This is a genomic window from Pseudomonas sp. dw_612 (assembly GCF_018449725.1).
GTDB lineage: Bacteria > Pseudomonadota > Gammaproteobacteria > Pseudomonadales > Pseudomonadaceae > Aquipseudomonas.
Genome location: NZ_JAAVVC010000050.1, coordinates 1 through 3,223, shown reverse-complemented (window position 1 = coordinate 3,223; position 3,223 = coordinate 1). Strand labels below are relative to the sequence as shown.

1 rRNA gene is annotated in these 3,223 nt (G+C 51.1%); it reads left to right on the top strand.

What is annotated here, in order from left to right:
* Positions 1-179: 179 nt before the first annotated feature.
* Positions 180-3,071: ribosomal RNA gene (locus tag HB680_RS32395) — 23S ribosomal RNA — on the top strand.
* The last annotated feature ends 152 nt before the right edge of the window (positions 3,072-3,223 follow it).

Genomic DNA, 3,223 nt, shown 5'->3' with positions numbered 1-3,223 from the left:
GAATATTGATTTCTAGTCTTTGATTAGATCGTTCTTTAAAAATTTGGGTATGTGATAGAAAGATAGACTGAACGTTACTTTCACTGGTAACGGATCAGGCTAAGGTAAAATTTGTGAGTAATTGCGAATTTTCGGCGAATGTCGTCTTCACAGTATAACCAGATTGCTTGGGGTTATATGGTCAAGTGAAGAAGCGCATACGGTGGATGCCTTGGCAGTCAGAGGCGATGAAAGACGTGGTAGCCTGCGAAAAGCTTCGGGGAGTCGGCAAACAGACTGTGATCCGGAGATGTCTGAATGGGGGAACCCACCTAACATAAGTTAGGTATCTTAAGCTGAATACATAGGCTTAAGAAGCGAACCAGGGGAACTGAAACATCTAAGTACCCTGAGGAAAAGAAATCAACCGAGATTCCCTTAGTAGTGGCGAGCGAACGGGGACTAGCCCTTAAGTGGCTTTGAGATTAGCGGAACGCTCTGGAAAGTGCGGCCATAGTGGGTGATAGCCCTGTACGCGAAAATCTCTTGGTCATGAAATCGAGTAGGACGGAGCACGAGAAACTTTGTCTGAATATGGGGGGACCATCCTCCAAGGCTAAATACTACTGACTGACCGATAGTGAACTAGTACCGTGAGGGAAAGGCGAAAAGAACCCCGGAGAGGGGAGTGAAATAGATCCTGAAACCGTATGCGTACAAGCAGTGGGAGCCCACTTTGTTGGGTGACTGCGTACCTTTTGTATAATGGGTCAGCGACTTATTTTCAGTGGCGAGCTTAACCGAATAGGGGAGGCGTAGCGAAAGCGAGTCTTAATAGGGCGTCTAGTCGCTGGGAATAGACCCGAAACCGGGCGATCTATCCATGGGCAGGTTGAAGGTTGGGTAACACTAACTGGAGGACCGAACCGACTACCGTTGAAAAGTTAGCGGATGACCTGTGGATCGGAGTGAAAGGCTAATCAAGCTCGGAGATAGCTGGTTCTCCTCGAAAGCTATTTAGGTAGCGCCTCATGTATCACTGTAGGGGGTAGAGCACTGTTTCGGCTAGGGGGTCATCCCGACTTACCAAACCGATGCAAACTCCGAATACCTACAAGTGCCGAGCATGGGAGACACACGGCGGGTGCTAACGTCCGTCGTGAAAAGGGAAACAACCCAGACCGTCAGCTAAGGTCCCAAAGTTATGGTTAAGTGGGAAACGATGTGGGAAGGCTTAGACAGCTAGGAGGTTGGCTTAGAAGCAGCCACCCTTTAAAGAAAGCGTAATAGCTCACTAGTCGAGTCGGCCTGCGCGGAAGATGTAACGGGGCTCAAACCATACACCGAAGCTACGGGTATCACTTAGGTGATGCGGTAGAGGAGCGTTCTGTAAGCCTGTGAAGGTGAGTTGAGAAGCTTGCTGGAGGTATCAGAAGTGCGAATGCTGACATGAGTAACGACAATGGGTGTGAAAAACACCCACGCCGAAAGACCAAGGTTTCCTGCGCAACGTTAATCGACGCAGGGTTAGTCGGTCCCTAAGGCGAGGCTGAAAAGCGTAGTCGATGGAAAACAGGTTAATATTCCTGTACTTCTGGTTATTGCGATGGAGGGACGGAGAAGGCTAGGCCAGCTTGGCGTTGGTTGTCCAAGTTTAAGGTGGTAGGCTGGAATCTTAGGTAAATCCGGGATTCTAAGGCCGAGAGCTGATGACGAGTTGTCTTTTAGACGACGAAGTGGTTGATGCCATGCTTCCAAGAAAAGCTTCTAAGCTTCAGGTAACCAGGAACCGTACCCCAAACCGACACAGGTGGTTGGGTAGAGAATACCAAGGCGCTTGAGAGAACTCGGGTGAAGGAACTAGGCAAAATGGCACCGTAACTTCGGGAGAAGGTGCGCCGGTGAGGGTGAAGCATTTACTGCGTAAGCCCATGCCGGTCGAAGATACCAGGCCGCTGCGACTGTTTATTAAAAACACAGCACTCTGCAAACACGAAAGTGGACGTATAGGGTGTGACGCCTGCCCGGTGCCGGAAGGTTAATTGATGGGGTTAGCTAACGCGAAGCTCTTGATCGAAGCCCCGGTAAACGGCGGCCGTAACTATAACGGTCCTAAGGTAGCGAAATTCCTTGTCGGGTAAGTTCCGACCTGCACGAATGGCGTAACGATGGCGGCGCTGTCTCCACCCGAGACTCAGTGAAATTGAAATCGCTGTGAAGATGCAGTGTATCCGCGGCTAGACGGAAAGACCCCGTGAACCTTTACTATAGCTTTGCACTGGACTTTGAATTTGCTTGTGTAGGATAGGTGGGAGGCTTTGAAGCGTGGACGCCAGTTCGCGTGGAGCCAACCTTGAAATACCACCCTGGCAACTTTGAGGTTCTAACTCAGGTCCGTTATCCGGATCGAGGACAGTGTATGGTGGGTAGTTTGACTGGGGCGGTCTCCTCCTAAAGAGTAACGGAGGAGTACGAAGGTGCGCTCAGACCGGTCGGAAATCGGTCGTAGAGTATAAAGGCAAAAGCGCGCTTGACTGCGAGACAGACACGTCGAGCAGGTACGAAAGTAGGTCTTAGTGATCCGGTGGTTCTGTATGGAAGGGCCATCGCTCAACGGATAAAAGGTACTCCGGGGATAACAGGCTGATACCGCCCAAGAGTTCATATCGACGGCGGTGTTTGGCACCTCGATGTCGGCTCATCACATCCTGGGGCTGAAGCCGGTCCCAAGGGTATGGCTGTTCGCCATTTAAAGTGGTACGCGAGCTGGGTTTAGAACGTCGTGAGACAGTTCGGTCCCTATCTGCCGTGGACGTTTGAGATTTGAGAGGGGCTGCTCCTAGTACGAGAGGACCGGAGTGGACGAACCTCTGGTGTTCCGGTTGTCACGCCAGTGGCATTGCCGGGTAGCTATGTTCGGAATAGATAACCGCTGAAAGCATCTAAGCGGGAAACTAGCCTCAAGATGAGATCTCACTGGGACCTTGAGTCCCCTGAAGGGCCGTCGAAGACTACGACGTTGATAGGTTGGGTGTGTAAGCGCTGTGAGGCGTTGAGCTAACCAATACTAATTGCCCGTGAGGCTTGACCATATAACACCCAAGCAATTTGTGAGCTCGAGAGGGCACCAGATTGCGGTGTGTGAAGACGCAATGAACCGAAAGTTCGCAGCAACCAACACACAAATCTATCGCATACCCATTCGCTGGAGCGTGAACCTGAAAAGGCCCACGACCTGGCTCCC